Raw genomic sequence first — 16,585 nt, 5'->3', positions numbered from 1 at the left:
TTTTAAAAATCAAAAGTTGAAAAACCGTTCTCTTGATTAAATTGTTGTTCTGCAATTGGTTCGTAAGTAATTTCTTCATCTTCATTACTGCGAAGCTCTATTATATAATCAAAATCATCTAACTCATACTCCGTTGATTGTACAAACATATCTGGATGCTCGACAACTTTAATGGCTGGCAATTGCATAATTTCTCTAATTAATTGCCAATGTTTTTCATTTGCTCTTCGTGTTGATACAATACCATCAATAATATATAAATTATCACTATCGTATTCATCTTGAATTAATTGACTTCGGATGGTCTGCTTTAACAATGTGCTTGACACAAATAACCAGCGTTTATTAGCACATACACTCGCCGCAACAATTGATTCCGTCTTCCCAACACGCGGCATTCCCCGAATTCCGATTAATTTATGACCTTCTTTTTTATATAACTCAGCCATAAAATCCACAAGTAAACCTAGCTCGTTGCGAACAAAACGAAACGTCTTTTTGTCATCAACATCACTGTTAATATACCGTCCATGTCGTACTGCCAATTTATCACGTAATTTAGGTTTCCTCATTTTAGTAATTTTTATTGTATCCATTGTTTGTAATATAGATTTTAACCTAGTAATTTGTTCATCTTGATTGGAAAGAAGCAGCATTCCCCGTCTCGAATTCTCAACCCCGTTAATCGAAATGATATTTATGGATAACATACCTAATAAAGATGAAATGTCGCCCAATAATCCAGGTCGGTTATATTGGATTTCATATTCAAGATACCACTCTGTTTTCTCCATAATACGCTCCTTATTTACATGCCATATTAATTTAAGTAACAATCGTAAAATAGATTCTATCTTATATAATATATGATTTTCGGTTCAGTGAAAAGGAGATTATTCATATAAATATGGATTCCTAGAAAAATATTCAAAAATTAACTATTTCAGTTTTTATGGCCATCTTCCAAAAAGTTGCCATATTAGAAGCAAAAAAATCATTCGGACTATCTTTGAGTACCAATTTACAGTGCTTACATTAGAATGCATAAGGGGCAGGAAAAAATGTAATTGATTTAACACTGATCGTTGGGTGACTTTTTCCTCTTCAACAAAAATAAAGAAGCTGAGTAATGCAACAGCTTCTTTATTAAAAAATTAATTTGTTTTCCCTTGTACAAGTTTAACCATGGAGTTTGCGATTGCGTGTCGTTCGTCTTGAGAAGCAGCATTCCATAATTCACTCAATATTGCTTCTTCACTATTTTTTGCATCGGTATGTTTGGATAGGTAATCGCCTACTTCAAATGCCATATTTGAAATGGTTTGCTGGCTCATACCCTCTTGTTGCGCCTGTTCTAATCTATTGGCTAAAAAATCTTTCCAGGTATCAAAGTTATCCAATACTGACATGGTGTAGCCTCCTCATTTATTTTTACATGTATAGTATTTGAATTCCAATCTGGTTTATACATGTAAAACAAGTTTCGATTGACTTACCACCCGCCATTTATTCGAATAATTTCACCTTGTATATAATTAGATCTATCATCCAAAAGAAAGCTTACTGTATGTGCAACTTCATCCGGTAACCCTGCACGATTCATTGGTATCTCATTTATAACTGTTTCTCTTTCCGAAGCCGATAAATTTGCATTCATTTTTGTATCAATAAAACCAGGGCTAACTGCATTTACTGATATTCCGCTCGGCGCAACTTCTTTCGCCAAAGCTTTCACAAAGCTATTTTGCGCTCCTTTAACTGAAGAATATATTACCTCATTGCCTGCTCCAATGTCCCCCCATATAGATGTTATAAAGACAATATTTCCCGATTGATTTCGGATCAATCGTGGTAATAAGTTGTTCGTTATGATCCATGGTGCTTTCACATGTAAAGTAAGCATTTCTTCCATATCCACAACGTTTGTATGTTGAAATAACCCGTAGTGAGCATTTCCACTAGCAAATATGATGGAGTCAACAGGAAACACAACCTTTTTTAGAAAAGCTTCAATTCCTTGATCATGACGTAAATCCGCTTGTATTTCCATTAAAATACTTTCTTCAGCTACTTTATTCCTTAAGCAATCAATTGCCTCTTTGTTTATATGAAAATGTAACAGTAACTGATATCCTTCCCTAGCAAGACGTTCGGCAATAGCAACTCCTATATCACCACTAGCTCCAATTATAAGTACATTCTTTCCCATTCTATCCCCTTATTCTGCAACAATTTTACAAACCGACAACCGCTCCTTTTCAATCCAGCTTTGAAGAAAGGTGTTTGCTTGTTCTAATGTTAACGATTGAATTGTTGGTATTAGTTCAAATAAATCAATTCCAACTGTACGATAATGTATAAATTTGTTACTAACAAATTCGAGTGAATTCATTGCTCTCAATAACTGACCAATTTTCTTTTTCTTCATGCGATCAAATTCTTCATTACTAAGTTCTGCCTGATTAGTACTTAGTAGCATTTCGGTAATTCTTTTTGTGAATTCTTCCGGTTTTGATGTGTTCCCTCCGATTAAAGAATACCCAAAGTTTTTCTCTAAATTTGTTTCAAAATAAAAGCTGGCATCAATAAGTTGCTCGTCATACAATGTTTGATAAAATGATCCACCTTTTGAAAAGTAATGATCTAATACCATATTTTGTAGTAAATCCTTTATTAAAAATTCTTCCCCATTTAATGCCGTAAACGATTCTTTAATTCCTATCGTACATTTTGGAATAGAAACAGGCATAATTATTTTGTTTTCCTTCATAGCAACTTCTTTCGGTTCATCGGGGAAATCACGTTTAATTTCATCCATTTTTACAAAGTTTTTATTCGCCTGGTTATCTTTAATCAAATTCATCATGTTGTCTGGATCAAAATTTCCTGCAATAAACAGTGTCATATTTTCAGGATGGTAAAACGTATTATAGCAAGTGTATAGATCATCTTTCGTGATGGAATTAATCGATTCAACCGTGCCAGCAATGTCAATATTTACTGGGTGATTTTTAAACATACTCTTGATTGTCCCCATAAAAGCCTGCCAATCGGGTTGATCATCGTACATGGTAATCTCTTGAGCAATTATGCCTTTTTCTTTTTCTACCGATTTTTCCGAGAAATAAGGGTCTTGAACAAAGTCAATTAACGTTTCAACATTTTTATCAATATGATTTGTCGCTGAAAATAAATAAGCCGTTTTAGTAAAAGATGTGAAGGCGTTAGCAGAGGCACCTTGTTTACCGAAATCAGCAAATACATCTCTGTCTTCTTTTTCAAACAATTTATGTTCTAAGAAATGAGCAACACCTTCAGGCACAGTGATTTGTTCGTTTTCCTTGATTGGAACAAATGTTTGATCAATAGACCCATAATTTGTTGAAAAAATACCATACGTTTTTGCCATATCTGTTTTTGGCAACAAATACACCGATAAACCATTATCAAACCTCTCAGAATAAATTGTTTCACCGATATCCGCATAAGATTGTTTATTCATTTGAGTTACCTCCCTCATTTGTCAACAGGTACACTGTGTCTTGCTCAATCTTGTTGGCAATGTCGATTACGTTTTCCTTTGTCACTTGTTTAATATTCGAAATTAGTTGCTCTGGTGAAAGTTTTTTATTTGCCACAACCTGTTGGTACAACAATTCAATTAAGCCCTGTGGATGATCCATTGTTTCCAACAATTGATTAACAATTAATTCTTTCGTTTCACTCATGTTATCCTCTGTAAATTCACCTTTTTTCATTGTATCCATTTGAAGTTCGATAATCTCTCTTGCTTTTTCATAATCTTCTGGAGCAATACCACTAAAAACAAATAATAATCCTTTGTGACTTTCTAGACGAGATGCGGCGTAATAAGCCAAACTATTTTTTTCACGGACATTTATAAACAATTTAGAATTAGGAAATCCACCGAAAATACCATTAAAAACCTGTAATGCAAAATAATCATCATCTTGATACGTACAATTTGTTCGATAACCTAAATGTAGTTTTGCTTGTTGGATAGATTGTTTTTCAATGACAACATTTGGTTTTTCCTGTTTTTTTGGTTGAGTATCTTCTTGAATGAACGAAATATTAGCCTCTTCACGCTGCAAATGATTCGTAATTTTCTCCTTCATCGTTGTAGTTTCAAAGTCACCCAATAGATAAAGGTCTAATTGATCCTCTTTCACCATCGTCTGATAATAAGAATACAAATTTTCCGCTGTTATCGAAGAGAGATCTTCTTCATACCCATGCAAATGGGTACTATACTGTTCATCTTTACACATTGCATCAATCAAGCGCATATTTGCATAGCTCATTTTATCGTCTTGAATAGCGCTTATTTTTTGCTTAAGTGTTTCTTTTTCACGATCCACAATTGTTGAAACAAATGCCCCATTCTCGGTATTTGGATGAAAAATTATTTCGTTAAACAATTCTAGCGCTTCATCAATAATTGGTGACTGATCGGCAATAAACTTATGATTAGCTATTTCTAAGCGAATGGTAATGATATGATGATTCCCTTTTTTTGTACCATTAATTGACAAAACAGCTCCATAAAGTTCGTCTAATTTTGTTTGCAATGTCCTACTGCTTGTATAACATTTGGTACCTTGTTGTAATATATATGGAAGCAATGCTCTTTTAGTTATGGTTTCACGTTGCAAAGACGCCTTAAATTTAGCCACTATATTGATGGTTTTGTATTTTCTTGTTGGAACAAGGTGTACATTCATACCGTTACTATTTAGAACCTCTTCTGTAACTTCAGTCATTCTGTCTCCTCCATTATTATGTATTTGATTAAATGATCCTTCTTACTATTTCAATTTCAATTATATCTATTCCTTTTATTATAGGCTATTTTTGGAAAAAATAAAAAAACTGACTTGAATAATTTATAATCAAGTCAGTTTTTTTACATTATCTGCTACCTTTAATATACGGGACACCATTTGCTTTTGGTGCTTCTGATCGTCCTACAAAACCTGCTAAAGCAAGAATGGTTAATACATATGGCGCGATCAACAAGAATACTTGTGGTACATCTTCTAAGAATGGAACACCAGCACTGATGACACTTAGACTTTGAGCAAAGCCAAAGAATAATGCTGCTCCCATCGCACCAAGCGGATGCCATTTACCAAATATTACTGCAGCGAGTGACATAAAACCTTGGCCGACGATTGTTGCATGGGAAAAGTTAAGTGCAATAGTCAATGCAAAAACGGAACCACCTAGTCCTCCCATTGCACCAGAAATGATTACAGCTATATAACGCATTTTATAAACATTTATACCATTTGTATCAGCAGCTGCTGGATGTTCACCTACTGCTCTTAAACGTAAGCCAAAAGGTGTTTTATGAAGTACATACCATGCAACAAATGCTAATATAATAGCTAAATAAGAAGTCAAATAGATACCTTGGAAAAAGATATCACCAATGACTGGAACTTTGCTTAAAAGCGGGATATCCATTGTATAAAATGGCTTTGTAACCATATCAGTTTGCCCTTTGTCATACCATTGCTTTGTAAGGAAAACCCCTAAACCAAGTGCCAGAAAATTTATAGCCACACCACTAACAACTTGGTCTGCTCTAAATGAAACAGACGCTACAGCGTGAATTATTGAGAATATAGCAGAAACAACCATAGCAACAATAATCGATAACCAAGGTGTCCAGTCGCCAAATACATCAGCAAATGTTAAGTTAAATACAATACCAACAAATGCCCCCATTACCATTAAACCTTCTAAACCAATATTAACAACACCAGAACGTTCACTGAATACTCCGCCTAAGGCCGTAAAAATAAGAGGTGCTGAAAAGAATAGTGCTGGTGGAATGATTGATTGTAAAATATCTACCATTTATTTCCCCTCCTTTTTAAAGCGAAGTAAAATCCATCGTATAATGTAACTTGATGCAACAAAGAAAATAATCAATGCAATGATAATATCAACAAGCTCAGTTGGTACTTCTGCCCCTGTTGGCATATTGATAGCACCTACTTTTAATACACCAAACAAGATAGCAGCAAGTACAACACCTAAAGCGGTATTTGCTCCCAGTAAGGCTACTGCGATACCATCAAAACCCAAGTTCGTGAAGCCAGACATAACCGAAATTGATCCATAAGTTCCTAAACCTTCCATGGCACCTGCCAATCCTGCAAATGCACCAGCAATTACCATCGATAGAATAATATTTTTACTAACCTTCATTCCGGCATACTTTGAAGCATGTTGATTAAAGCCAACCGCTTTTAACTCATATCCAATGGTTGTCCGTTGCATAATAAACCACATAACCACTGCTGCAAATAAGGCAATTAAAATACCATAATGCATACGAGAAAAAAACGTTAATCCTTGCAACCATTCAGAAGCTAACGATGCAGAAGGAGGAATAATTTCAGTTGAATCCATATTATCTGTTAAAACACTTCTTATAATTTCATTTGTACAATATAAAGCGATATAATTCATCATGATAGTTACAATAACTTCATGAACACCAAGTTTTGCCTTTAATATGCCTGGTATAAATCCCCAAATTGCCCCTGCTACTGCTGCAGCAATAACTGCTAATGGTAAATGAATAATCATTGGCGCATCTATGGCCAGTCCAACCCATACAGCGGCGAGCCAACCAACAATAACCTGTCCTTCTGCTCCGATGTTAAATAAGCCTGATCTAAAAGCAAATGCAACCGCTAGACCTGTTAAAATGTAAGGTGTTATTTGCCTTACTGTTTCTCCCATGAAATATAAATCACCAAATGCACCATTCCACAATGCTGTATAACCAGCAATTGGATTATACCCTGAAACAAGCATAATGATTGCACCAGCAATTAAACCTAGTAAAACAGATATAATCGGTACGAGTATATTAAACAATTTATTCGATGCCATTCCAATCACCTGCCTCTGTCTTATTACTACCTGCCATAAGAAGTCCTAATTCTTGTTCGTTTGTTTCCTCAGGCTTCACGTTTGCCACTATTTTACCGTCAAACATAACAGAAATCGTATCACTTACATCTATTATTTCATCTAGTTCAAACGAGATTAATAGAACTGCTTTTCCTTTGTCACGTTCTTCAATCAATTTTTTATGAATAAATTCTATTGCGCCTACATCTAATCCTCTCGTTGGTTGTGCAGCAATTAATAGATCCGGCGAACGATCTACTTCACGACCAATGATCGCTTTTTGTTGATTTCCACCAGAAAGAGCACGTGCTTTTGTATATTCACTTGGCGTACGTACATCATATTCTTTAATTAATTTATTTGCTTTTTTGTAAATTTCTTTATAATTCAATACGGTTCCCTTTGAAAAAGGTTTTTGATAATACGTTTGTAATACCATATTCTCGCCAATTGGATAGTCCAAAACAAGTCCATATTTATGACGATCCTGTGGTATATGTCCAATTCCACTTTCAGTAACCTTACGTGGTTTCATATTCGTTATATCTTTATTATTTAGCTTAATTGTTCCAGATTCAGTTTTTCGGAGACCGGTAATAGCCTCAATAAGTTCGGTTTGACCATTTCCATCAATACCTGCTATCCCAACAATTTCACCTGCACGTAATTCAAGATTAAGACCCTTAACCAAGTCTACTTTTCTAGCATCTTTTACATATAAATCATCAATTTTTAATACAGTTTCTTTTGGATTTGCTTCTGTTTTTTCCGTTTTAAAGCTAATCTCGCGACCTACCATTAAAGAAGCAAGTTCAGTAGCGTTTGTATTTTCTACATCTACTGTTTTGATACCTTTACCCTTCCGAATTACAGTACAACGGTCACATACTTCCATAATTTCCTTTAACTTATGTGTAATCAAAATAATTGATTTGCCTTCCTTAATTAATGAACGCATAATCTCAATTAAATCTTTAATTTCTTGAGGGGTAAGTACAGCTGTTGGTTCATCAAAAATAAGCACGTCAGCACCACGATATAGCGTTTTCAGGATTTCAACGCGTTGTTGCATACCCACTGAAATATCACTAATTTTCGCAGTTGGATCTACTTTCAAACCATAGCGATCAGAAAGTTCCTGAATTTCTTTTTCTGCTTTTTTTATATCTATTTTCCCACTCTTCTTTTTCGGTTCATTACCTAAAATAATATTTTGTGTAACTGTAAATGGTTCTACCAACATAAAATGCTGATGAACCATACCAATTCCTAAATCATTTGCTATATTTGGATTGGTAATATTCACTTTTTTGCCTTTAACTTTAATTTCACCTTTTTCCGGCTGATACAAACCAAACAGTACATTCATTAAAGTTGACTTTCCTGCACCATTTTCTCCTAATAATGCATGTATTTCACCTTTTTTAACTTGTACAGTTATATTATCGTTTGCAACTATGCCAGGAAATTCTTTACGTATATTTAGCATCTCAATAACGTAATCCACCACTATTCACCCCTCTTAATAAAAATTACTGGTTAATAAAAACCACCAAATGAAAAGGCCGGAAAACATGTTAACTTTTCATTTAAAGATTTTTAGCCATGTTTAGTTTGAAAAAGGCTGGTAATTCCAGCCTTTTTCATTTTATAATGCTTTAAGAAAAGCGTCTGTTTCTTCGCGAGTTTTAGGAACTTCAACCTCGCCATTTACAATTTTCTCTTTCCATTCTTCTACGGCTTTTACAATATCATCTGTCATAGCTTCTTTATTTGTCATAGCTACACTTACAGCCTCATCCTCTAAACCATACTCTAGGATTTCTCCACCAGGGAATTCCCCATTCATTGATTTATTAGCAAGGTCTTGTACAGCGATATCTACACGTTTAACCATTGACGTTAAAGTAACGTTATAATCATCAATTTGTCCCTCAGCATATTGGTCACGGTCAACACCAATTACCCAAACATCTTGATCGGGATTGTTTTGTTTGATGTCTTTTGCTTGAGCGAATACACCATTACCTGTTGCGCCTGAAGCATGATAAATAACGTCAATTCCATTGTTATACATATTTGAAGCAATCAGTTTACCTTTATCAGCTGCTCCAAATGATTCAGCATATTGTACTTCAACTTCGATATCAGGGTTTACTGATTTAACACCAGCAATAAAACCAGATTCAAATTTGTTAATTAAAGGCGAATCAACTCCACCTACAAATCCAACTTTGTTTGACTTTGTTTTCTTAGCAGCTGCAACACCTACTAAGAATGATCCTTGATGCTCTTTAAATGTAACACTTGCAACATTTGGCTGCTCTACAACATCATCAACAATTGCAAAATGTGTATCCGGATATTGTTTTGATACTTTTGTAATATCTTCTTTTAGTTTGAAACCAATTCCAAAAATTAAATTATACTTTTGTTTAACAAGACGTGTTAGATTTGGCATATATTGAGATTTGTCATCTGATTGTGCGTAATCAAAACCATTTCCTTTTGTTAGGTCGTGCTCTTTCCCCCAAGCTTTTAGCCCTTCCCACGCTGATTGGTTAAATGACTTATCATCAACTCCACCTACATCAGTTACCATTGCTGCACTGAAGTCAGAAGCTCCTTCGCTGCTTGCATCATCTTCTGATTTACTATCGTTTCCCTTTGTTTCGTCATCCCCTGAACTTCCGCATGCTGCCAGCACCATTCCAAGCGTTAACAGTAAAGCAAATAGTAATAAAAATTTACGATTTTTCAATCAAAAAACCCCCTACTTTTGAATTGTATAAATAAGAATAAATGACTTGACGCAATAAGTAGTTCGTCTGTTTTACGACCACCTCCCTAAAGTGTCTATAAATCTTAAAATAAAGTTACAGTTTGAAACCCTTTACATACGTTTTCGTAAAACATGAAAACTAAACATATCCGATCTGAAATAATTCGCTGAGTATAGTACTGGTTCGTCTTCTGCTGTATAATGCATTTGTTTTAGTAACAACAATGATTGCTCTGGTTCACAGCCCAAAATATCATATATACGATCATGATAACTTATCGGTTCAATAAATGTAACAGCATAAGCAATTCGTTTTCCAGTATGGTTTTCCATTAGTTGAAATAATGAATCCTCTTTATGTACAAATTCTAATGGGATTAAACCTTCTGGAACCTTATCAATACAAAAAACAACCGGTTCATTATTTGCAGTTCGAACTCGCTCAATTTTTGCTAATGTTTTTATTTCTTTTGGAGAAAATCTTTTTCGGTCTTCCTCCGTAGGTTCAATAAATTCCGTTGATAGGTATTCAGAACCCGGTGCTTTTCCAGATTGTTTGATCATGTTTGTAACACTATTTAACTGTTCAATACCTGATGAAAATATTGGTTTTGGATTAACAAATGTTCCTACACCATGTCGTCTAGTTACAACATTCTCTTCTTCCAGAATTCTTAACGCCTCTCGCAACGTAGCTCGCGAAACCCCTAGATGCTTGGACAATTGAAATTCAGATGGAAGCTTTTGCTTTTCTTTGTAGATACCGCTTTCAATATCGCGCTTAATTTCATCAATAACCTGCAAATATAAATGACGTGAATCTAATTTAATCGACATGATGACCTCCTACAAATAAAATAATAAAATAATATAAAAGCCTTATGTTAAGCTAATTTTCTAAATAATCGAGCAAGAGATCTGACATCTGACGTATGACTGTAATGTCCGAAATAAATATATCATTTTTACGGAAGGAAATAAACAGTTATAGGACAAATTTCTTAAAAAATTTATGCAATCTCTCAAATTTCGACAAAATAACGCTACCATTTTACCGATATACTACAACAGACAGTATCTTCCTGAATGGATAGATACTGCCTGTATTTAATTTACCACTATAGAATAAATATGGTTAAGAGGTTTTCTCTTCTGATTGTGATATCAAGACTGTTCTAGGTTTACTTCCCTCATATGGTCCAACTATCCCTCTGTCTTCCATCGCATCAATTAACCGTGCTGCTCGTGTATAACCAATTCGGAACCTTCGTTGTAACATTGATACACTAGCACTTTGCATTTCAGTAATTAATTGCACAGCATCGTCATATAATTCATCATCGACTTCTGATGCTACTTCAGCTGTATCTTCTGGAATCATTTCTTCCTGATAGCTAGCTTTTTGTTGGTCAACACAATGATCAACAATTCGTTCTACTTCTTCATCTGATAGAAACGCACCTTGCACCCTTGTTGGCTTTGATGCCCCAACAGGCATAAACAGCATATCTCCACGCCCTAGTAGCTTCTCAGCACCACCTGAATCTAAAATGGTTCGTGAATCCGTTTGTGATGATACACTAAATGCTATACGTGATGGAATATTTGCTTTGATCACACCTGTTATAACATCTACAGATGGACGTTGTGTCGCGATTATTAAATGAATTCCTGCGGCCCTTGCCATCTGTGCCAATCTAGTTATAGAATCTTCTACATCACTGGATGCTACCATCATTAAATCAGCTAGCTCATCTACTAAAACAACGACATATGGAAGGTTAGGCTGTTGATCTTCAGCTGTTAGATTATATTTCCGTATATATTCATTATACCCTTCAATATTTCTCGTTCCTGTATCAGAAAAGAGGTCATATCGTCGCTCCATTTCAGCCACAACTTTTTTTAATGCCCTTGAAGCTTTTTTAGGATCCGTTACGACTGGAGCTAGCAAATGAGGAATTCCGTTATAAACATTCAATTCAACCTTCTTCGGATCAATCATCATCATTTTCACTTCATGTGGTTTAGCCCGCATTAAAATCGTCGTAATAATACCATTCACGCAGACACTCTTCCCACTTCCTGTTGCACCCGCAATCAATAAATGCGGCATTTTATTTAATTCACCAACTACTGCATCACCAGAAATATCTCTACCTAATGCAAATAACAGTTTAGATGCGTGCTTCATTGACGTATCGAGAACTTCCCGTAGCGATACCATTGCCACTTCCTGATTTGGCACTTCGATACCAACTGCAGATTTTCCTGGTATCGGTGCTTCAATCCGAATATCCTTTGCGGCTAATGCAAGGGCTAGATCATCGTGCAAGCCAACAATCTTGCTTACCTTCACACCCGCTTCTGGATAAACTTCATATTTTGTTACAGCTGGTCCAACATGAACCTTCGTCACTCTTGCCTTAACACCAAAGCTATTAAATGTCCGCTCCAATTTACGTACTGTAGCTTGAATATGTGATTTTTCATGTTGCTGTGAATTGTATGCCGGCTCAGCTAGTATACTAGGTGACGGCAATTCATATTCATAATTCTCTGTTTCTGTCATTGGCATTGCATTTTCAATTTCTATCTCATCAGTTTCTTGCTCATCTTCTTTTATTTCTTTTGTTTTCGGTTCCTCTTGTGGTGGATTGTCAAATGAATAGGCAACATCAGTAAAATCCTGAATCACTGGTTCATCTTGGTTAACGATATCATCATCATTTTTTGCTTCTAGAACATCAAGATCATCGGATATGGCTTTTTTCTCACGATACGCTTGAAAACGATCTTTATATTTTCTAAGTGTCTCTTTTATCTTTTTCAAGAATTTAGAAAAAAAGTCTCCGATTGAAAAATCCGTCATGAAAATAAAACCAATTAAAATTGAAAAAACGGCTACTATCTTTGCCCCCACTGCTGAAAACAAATAATAGCAAAAAGCAAATAGTATGGCTCCAATCAAACCGCCACCAGTTTGCATAGCTGTACCCTGCCCATTTAAATACGCAAAGAAGTTATCCCAGGTTGCTTTAAGTATCGATGTATCTCCAGTTAATAGCAACAAGCGTTCAAATGTTTGAATATGTGTTAATAACAGGCTTCCTGAAAGAATGATATAAAAACCTATCATTTTTTTATGGGTAAAGTCTGGATAGCGTCTTTTAACCATCAGGATGACACCGGTTATTAGTAAAAATATCGAAGCGATAAAATACCAGATTCCTAAAAAGAAACGAAATATATTCTCTAGACCACTTGGGATAGCACCATCACTTATTGCCCCAGCACCACTTCCAAAGATTGCTAGAAAAATAAATAATAGACCTAGTAATTCATATTTAACTTGTTTTTTTAGTTGTTTTTTTCTTTTCTTTCTCTTTTTTGCCACACTGTTCACCTCTATTATGCAAAAATAGATGAATTTAGAAACCCCTGCCAATATTCTGGCAAGGGTTACGTATCTATACAAATACTTCCATGATTATTATATCATAGATTGGCATGTGTGAAAGTAAAACGTGATAATAATCTTTTAGCGAGCGCGGGTTTCGTAATGATCTTTTCGGATGGATTCTTGTTATCCACCCCCTCCTACTAGTAACGCATGAGCCTTCTCTGAAAGGCAGTTACGAGACAAACACCCACTTCGAAAGCAGCCTTAACGAAAAACAGTACCTGGAGTAAACCTATCATCTAAAAAATCCTGTGGATCGGTTGACAGCAATTGTAATAATTGATAGGACCCATCTTCTGATTGTTCTACATACATTTCTTTACCTTGATATGTTACACACTGTCTACTTTTGAACGCTTCCTCAGAATATGGAAAAATATCTGTTTCAGATAATGGTGTATAAAGAATCATTGTATCACCTTACCTTCTCTATCCTTATTTACATTTATCAATTCATTCACCTTTTTCATTGCTTCTGTAACTCCACCAACCTCATCAATCAAACCAAATTCCACAGCGTCAGTACCGACAACATTTGTCCCGATATCTCTGGTTAAATTACCTTTTTCAAACATAAGTTCCTTAAATTTTTCCTCTTTAATATTCGAATGATGCGTTACAAAATTGATCACCCGATCTTGCATCTTATCCAAATACTCAAATGTTTGTGGAACACCTATAACTAACCCAGTTAATCGAATAGGATGAATGGTCATGGTGGCAGTCGGAACAATAAAAGAATAGTCAGTGGAGACTGCAATCGGTACCCCAATAGAATGCCCGCCACCTAAAACAATGGAAACGGTTGGTTTTGAAATAGAGGCGATCATTTCTGATAAAGCAAGGCCAGCTTCAACATCTCCACCGACTGTGTTTAGCAAAATAACAAGACCCTCTATTTTGGGATTCTGCTCAATTGCTATCAGTTGTGGAAGTAAATGTTCATATTTTGTTGTCTTATTTTGTGGTGGTAATTGTACATGCCCCTCTACTTGTCCAATAATGGAGAGTACATGAATATTTGAATCCGGAGCCTGGGGCACGTTTGACTGACCCAACTGCTGTATTTTTTGAACTAGTGATGAAGGATTGGACTGATCATTTTGGTTTTGATCCTCTTTTTTTGATTTATCTTCATTCATTTATCGACACTCCTTTTTTGTGTTCACACTATCTGTAGTATGAACGAAAAAGAAGTGTTGCATGCATAAAGAAAGGGCAAACCAGTAATCTGGTCTACCCATCAATCAATTCTTTTATTTCATTCTCTTCATCTTTTGTAAGAGTTAACAATGGTAAACGAACCCCACCAGTGGCAATACCTTTTATGTTAAGAGCTGCTTTTACGGGAGTAGGTGATGGATATTTAAATAGTCCAGCCATTATCGGTAACACACTTCGATGAATGGATGACGCTTTTTTTACGTCACCAGCGTGATATGCTTGAACCATTTCTTGAATTTCCTTTCCAATTATATGGGAAGCAACGGAGACAATCCCATCAGCTCCAATAGCTAACATCGGCAACGTAAGACTATCATCACCAGAATATACAGTAAAATTACTGGTTGTATTTTCAATAATATTCGCCACCTGTTCCAAATCTCCACTCGCTTCTTTTACGGAAACTATATTCGAGATATTACTTAAATCAATAATTGTATCTGCACTCATTTTAACAACAGATCTCCCTGGTATATTATATAACATAACTGGAAGAGTTGTTTCATTAGCTATAGCCGCAAAATGCTCATACAATCCGCGCTGGTTTGGTTTGTTATAATATGGCGCAACAAGCATAATAGCATCTACACCACAATTTTCTGCTTCTTTTGTTAACAATATGGATGAAGCAGTATTATTCGTACCTGTTCCAGCAATAACTGGAACTCTCTTGTTAACTACTTTTACAACGTGTTTAAAAAGGCTAATTTTTTCTTCCGTTGTTAACGTTGGTGACTCACCAGTTGTACCGGCGACGACTAAACCATCTGTTCCATTATTAAGCAAATAATTAATTAACATGGTTGTTTGCTCATAATCAATATTTCCTTGATCATCAAACGGGGTTACCATTGCTGAAAGCACATTACCAAAATTCATGTCAATCCCCTTCCATTCTTAGGTGCAATGAACGTGCTATAATTTTTCCATTATGCTTAAATTGAAAGCATCATGAAGGGCATTTACTGCTTTTATTAGGTCTTTCTCGTAGATTAAGACCCAAATAGTTGTATGACTGTCGGCGGATTGAAGTATTTGTACTCCAGAAGTTGTTAACGATTGAACTATTATAGAGGCAACTCCCGGAATTCCCGTCATACCTGCTCCAACAGCAGATACTTTTGCGCACTTTTCGGTTATTTCCGGTTGAAATCCTAGTCTTCTTAAAATATCAATGGCTCTTTTGGTAAACGCATTTGGTACTGTGTAGATAACTCCTGTTGGGGAAATATTGATAAAGTCAACAGAAATCCCGGCCTCTGCCATTGCTTTAAACACTTCGGAATGGAGCCGGTGAGCTTCTTCTTTCGCATGAACCTTAATTTGTGTAATAGATGCCATGTGTGCTATCCCGGTAATTAATCTGTCTGCTACATCCATACCTGATTCTTGAACTCTAGATGTTGTTACGAGTGTACCCTGGTCCTCGGAATGAGTAGATCTGACGCGGATTGGAATTTTTGCCTGCATCGCAATTTCAACAGCCCTAGGGTGAATGACTTTCGCCCCTTGATATGCTAAATTACATATCTCCGTGTATGTCACAACATCCAATGAGCGTGCATTTTTTACAACTCGTGGATCAGCGGTCATTATCCCATTTACATCAGTAAATATCTCAATTCGTTCTGCTTGTAAGGCAGCGCCCAAAGCGGATGCAGTTGTATCACTTCCGCCACGGCCAATTGTTGTAATCTCGCCATTTTTAGTCTGACCTTGGAAACCTGCCACAACAACAACATCATGCTCACTGAATTCCTTTACTATTCTTCTAGGATTGACTCCTTTAATTTTTGCTTGATTAAAATCTTCGTTTGTAACAAAACCAGCCTGGGCACCTGTTATTGCCGTTGAGGCGATGTGTTGTTTTCGTAATTCATTTGACAATACCACTGAAGCAATAGTTTCCCCACAAGACATTAATAAATCCAGTTCTCGATTAGAATTGTGTCCTTCAGGAAAACCAACCAAATCCAAAAGTGTATCGGTTGCATATGGATCAGGCTTTCTTCCTAATGCAGATACTACAACAACTAGTTTATAGTTTTTCATTAACGCAGCTTTTATATGTTTAATAACATGATTCCGATTTTCTTCTGATTGTACAGAAGTTCCACCAAATTTTTGAATTATAATCTGCATTGTTACACCTCTACCTTAAA

General features: G+C 35.7%; 15 protein-coding genes. All 15 read right to left on the bottom strand.

All coding sequences use genetic code 11. The features are described from left to right. Positions 1–2 precede the first annotated feature (2 nt). The 15 genes from CS937_RS09125 to dapG all read right to left on the bottom strand — a co-directional run bounded on the left by CS937_RS09125 (position 3) and on the right by dapG (position 16,565). Complete coding sequence (locus CS937_RS09125) at positions 3–794, bottom strand: DUF3388 domain-containing protein (protein ID WP_099158164.1); 792 nt, start codon at positions 792–794, stop codon at positions 3–5. A gap of 360 nt (positions 795–1,154) precedes the next feature. Next, complete coding sequence (locus CS937_RS09120; RefSeq protein ID WP_099158163.1) at positions 1,155–1,409, bottom strand: DUF3243 domain-containing protein; 255 nt, start codon at positions 1,407–1,409, stop codon at positions 1,155–1,157. A gap of 83 nt (positions 1,410–1,492) precedes the next feature. Beyond that, complete coding sequence (gene ymfI / locus CS937_RS09115) at positions 1,493–2,209, bottom strand: elongation factor P 5-aminopentanone reductase (RefSeq protein WP_099158162.1); 717 nt, start codon at positions 2,207–2,209, stop codon at positions 1,493–1,495. 9 nt (positions 2,210–2,218) lie between these two features. Beyond that, entirely contained in the window at positions 2,219–3,502 is a 1,284-nt protein-coding gene (yfmH, locus tag CS937_RS09110; RefSeq protein ID WP_099158161.1) for an EF-P 5-aminopentanol modification-associated protein YfmH, read from the bottom strand. Further along, a complete protein-coding gene (gene yfmF / locus CS937_RS09105; RefSeq protein ID WP_099158160.1) occupies positions 3,495–4,784 on the bottom strand; it encodes an EF-P 5-aminopentanol modification-associated protein YfmF in 1,290 nt (429 codons plus the stop codon). The genes yfmH and yfmF overlap by 8 nt, the downstream gene beginning before the upstream one ends. Before the next feature lie 148 nt (positions 4,785–4,932). After that, positions 4,933–5,886 (bottom strand): ABC transporter permease, encoded by a 954-nt coding sequence (locus CS937_RS09100; protein ID WP_099158159.1) that lies wholly within the window; start codon positions 5,884–5,886, stop codon positions 4,933–4,935. After that, positions 5,887–6,933, bottom strand: coding sequence for an ABC transporter permease (locus CS937_RS09095; RefSeq protein ID WP_099158158.1), 1,047 nt, complete (start codon positions 6,931–6,933; stop codon positions 5,887–5,889). It abuts the gene before it with no gap. Continuing rightward, on the bottom strand, positions 6,920–8,461 hold the full coding sequence (locus CS937_RS09090) for an ABC transporter ATP-binding protein (protein ID WP_099158845.1): 1,542 nt from the start codon (positions 8,459–8,461) through the stop codon (positions 6,920–6,922). Before CS937_RS09090 ends, CS937_RS09095 begins: the two co-directional genes overlap by 14 nt. A 141-nt stretch (positions 8,462–8,602) precedes the next feature. Next, positions 8,603–9,715 carry a BMP family lipoprotein gene (locus tag CS937_RS09085; protein WP_099158157.1) on the bottom strand — a complete coding sequence of 371 codons (1,113 nt, stop codon included), beginning with the start codon at positions 9,713–9,715 and terminating at the stop codon, positions 8,603–8,605. 132 nt (positions 9,716–9,847) lie between these two features. Then, positions 9,848–10,573: a GntR family transcriptional regulator gene (locus CS937_RS09080; RefSeq protein WP_099158156.1), complete on the bottom strand. Its 726-nt coding sequence runs from the start codon at positions 10,571–10,573 to the stop codon at positions 9,848–9,850. A 298-nt stretch (positions 10,574–10,871) separates the two neighbouring features. Next, the gene (locus CS937_RS09075; RefSeq protein WP_099158155.1) at positions 10,872–13,133 is read right to left on the bottom strand and encodes an FtsK/SpoIIIE family DNA translocase; all 2,262 of its coding nucleotides are present in this window, start codon (positions 13,131–13,133) and stop codon (positions 10,872–10,874) included. Positions 13,134–13,403: 270 nt separating this feature from the next. After that, positions 13,404–13,610 (bottom strand): YlzJ-like family protein, encoded by a 207-nt coding sequence (locus tag CS937_RS09070; RefSeq protein WP_099158154.1) that lies wholly within the window; start codon positions 13,608–13,610, stop codon positions 13,404–13,406. Continuing rightward, positions 13,607–14,341, bottom strand: a complete 735-nt coding sequence (locus CS937_RS09065) for a ClpP family protease (protein WP_099158153.1) — start codon at positions 14,339–14,341, stop codon at positions 13,607–13,609. Before CS937_RS09065 ends, CS937_RS09070 begins: the two co-directional genes overlap by 4 nt. Before the next feature lie 94 nt (positions 14,342–14,435). Next, positions 14,436–15,302: a 4-hydroxy-tetrahydrodipicolinate synthase gene (gene dapA / locus CS937_RS09060; RefSeq protein ID WP_099158152.1), complete on the bottom strand. Its 867-nt coding sequence runs from the start codon at positions 15,300–15,302 to the stop codon at positions 14,436–14,438. 36 nt (positions 15,303–15,338) lie between these two features. Beyond that, complete coding sequence (gene dapG / locus CS937_RS09055) at positions 15,339–16,565, bottom strand: aspartate kinase (RefSeq protein WP_099158151.1); 1,227 nt, start codon at positions 16,563–16,565, stop codon at positions 15,339–15,341. Positions 16,566–16,585: the final 20 nt, after the last annotated feature.

This window comes from Virgibacillus ndiopensis, from assembly GCF_900187325.1.
GTDB classification, from domain to species: domain Bacteria; phylum Bacillota; class Bacilli; order Bacillales; family Amphibacillaceae; genus Virgibacillus_E; species Virgibacillus_E ndiopensis.
Note: the sequence above shows the minus strand (reverse complement) of the source record. Positions and strands in the feature narration are given on the sequence as shown.

Coding starts and splice junctions, on each gene's coding strand:
- ymfI (WP_099158162.1), bottom strand. CDS start 2,209: ATGGGAAAGAATGTACTTATAATTGGAGCTAGTGGTGATATAGGAGTT.
- yfmH (WP_099158161.1), bottom strand. CDS start 3,502: ATGAATAAACAATCTTATGCGGATATCGGTGAAACAATTTATTCTGAG.
- CS937_RS09125 (WP_099158164.1), bottom strand. CDS start 794: ATGGAGAAAACAGAGTGGTATCTTGAATATGAAATCCAATATAACCGA.
- CS937_RS09070 (WP_099158154.1), bottom strand. CDS start 13,610: ATGATTCTTTATACACCATTATCTGAAACAGATATTTTTCCATATTCT.
- dapG (WP_099158151.1), bottom strand. CDS start 16,565: ATGCAGATTATAATTCAAAAATTTGGTGGAACTTCTGTACAATCAGAA.
- CS937_RS09065 (WP_099158153.1), bottom strand. CDS start 14,341: ATGAATGAAGATAAATCAAAAAAAGAGGATCAAAACCAAAATGATCAG.
- CS937_RS09100 (WP_099158159.1), bottom strand. CDS start 5,886: ATGGTAGATATTTTACAATCAATCATTCCACCAGCACTATTCTTTTCA.
- CS937_RS09120 (WP_099158163.1), bottom strand. CDS start 1,409: ATGTCAGTATTGGATAACTTTGATACCTGGAAAGATTTTTTAGCCAAT.
- CS937_RS09080 (WP_099158156.1), bottom strand. CDS start 10,573: ATGTCGATTAAATTAGATTCACGTCATTTATATTTGCAGGTTATTGAT.
- yfmF (WP_099158160.1), bottom strand. CDS start 4,784: ATGACTGAAGTTACAGAAGAGGTTCTAAATAGTAACGGTATGAATGTA.
- dapA (WP_099158152.1), bottom strand. CDS start 15,302: ATGAATTTTGGTAATGTGCTTTCAGCAATGGTAACCCCGTTTGATGAT.
- CS937_RS09095 (WP_099158158.1), bottom strand. CDS start 6,933: ATGGCATCGAATAAATTGTTTAATATACTCGTACCGATTATATCTGTT.